Raw genomic sequence first — 2071 nt, 5'->3', positions numbered from 1 at the left:
CAGGCGGAACATTCAACGCGTTGGCAGGAACTTATGTACCGGCACCAGGTTCAACGAGCAGTACTTTCCAATACTTTATGACAGGAACTGCTCCATGTGTTAACGATGTGAGTGTGGCTACGATCAATATCAATCCACAGCCAAATGCAGGAGCCGACGGAGCCACAACGATTTGTGATTCCAGTACGGCATCGATTGACTTATTCAGCTTAATCACCGGAGAGCAGGCAGGCGGAACCTGGACCAGATTAACAGGAACAGGCGGAACGTTCAACGCGGCAGCAGGAACCTTTGTAGCGGCACCAGGCACGACAACCAGTACATTCCAATACAGTTTAACAGCAATCACTCCATGTGTTGATGATGTGAGTGTGGCTACGATCAATATCAATGCACAGCCAAATGCAGGAACCGACGGAGCCACAACGATTTGTGATTCCAATACATCATCGATTGACTTATTCGGTTTAATCACCGGAGAGCAAGCGGGCGGAACCTGGACCAGATTAACAGGAACGGGCGGAACATTCAATGCGGCGACAGGTACATTCGTAGCGGCAACAGGCACAACAACCAGTACGTTCCAATACAGTTTAACAGCAATTGCCCCATGTATTGACGATGTGAGTGTGGCTACGATCAATATCAATCCACAACATATTGCAGGAGCCGACGGAGCCACAACGATTTGTGATTCCAACACAGCATCGATTGACTTATTCGGTTTAATCACCGGAGAGCAAACAGGCGGTACCTGGACCAGATTAACAGGAACAGGCGGAACGTTCAATGTGGCAGCAGGAACCTTTGTACCGGCACCGGGCACAACAAGCAGTACTTTCCAATACTTTATGACAGGAACCGCTCCATGTGTTAATGATGTGAGTGTGGCGACGGTCAATATCAATCCACAGCCAAATGCAGGAACCGACGGAGCCACAACGATTTGTGATTCCAACACAGCATCGATTAACTTATTCGGTTTAATCACCGGAGAGCAGGCGGGCGGAACCTGGACCAGATTAACAGGAACAGGCGGAACGTTCAACGCGGCAGCAGGAACCTTTGTGCCTGCACCGGGTACGACTACCAGCACCTTCCAATACAGTTTAACAGCGATCGCCCCATGTGTTGATGATGTGAGTGTGGCTACGATCAATATCAATCCACAACCAAATGCAGGAGTCGACGGAGCCACAACGATTTGTGATTCTAGTACAGCATCGATTGACTTATTCAGCTTAATCACCGGAGAGCAGGCAGGCGGAACTTGGACAAGATTAACAGGGACAGGCGGAACGTTCAACGCGTTGGCAGGAACTTATGTACCGGCACCAGGTGCAACAACCAGTACGTTCCAATACAGTTTAACAGCAATCGCACCATGTATTAATGATGTGAGTGTGGCTACGATCAATATCAACGCGCAACCAAATGCAGGAACCGACGGAACCACAACGATTTGTGATTCCAACACAGCATCGATTGACTTATTCGGTTTAATCACCGGGGAGCAAACAGGCGGAACCTGGACCAGATTATCAGGAACCGGCGGAACGTTCAACGCGGCAGCAGGAACCTTTGTACCGGCAGCAGGCACAACGACCAGTACTTTCCAATACAGTTTAACAGCAATCGCCCCATGTATTAACGATGTGAGCGTGGCGACGATCAATATCAATCCACAACCAAATGCAGGAACCGACGGAGCCACAACGATTTGTGATTCCAGCACAGCATCGATTGATTTATTCGGTTTAATCACCGGAGAGCAAGCAGGCGGAACATGGACGAGATTAACAGGGACAGGTGGAACGTTCAATGCGGCAACAGGAACCTTTGTACCCGCACCAGGCACAACAACCAGTACGTTCCAATACAGTTTAACAGCAATCGCCCCATGTATTAACGATGTGAGTGTGGCTACGGTCAATATCAATCCACAGCCAAATGCAGGAACCGACGGAGCCACAACGATTTGTGATTCCAGCACGGCATCGATTGACTTATTCGGGTTAATCACCGGAGAGCAAACAGGCGGAACCTGGACGAGATTAACAGGAACAGGCGG

General features: G+C 49.4%; 1 protein-coding gene. It reads left to right on the top strand.

Features of this window, described 5'->3' with window-relative positions:
* A partial coding sequence (locus FEDK69T_RS15960; RefSeq protein ID WP_035656414.1) for a beta strand repeat-containing protein occupies positions 1-2071 on the top strand: 2071 nt, incomplete at both ends.

Source organism: Flavobacterium enshiense DK69 (assembly GCF_000498495.1).
GTDB lineage: Bacteria > Bacteroidota > Bacteroidia > Flavobacteriales > Flavobacteriaceae > Flavobacterium > Flavobacterium enshiense.
The sequence above is the reverse complement of the archived record's forward strand: the minus strand, read 5'-3'. Positions and strand labels throughout refer to the sequence as shown.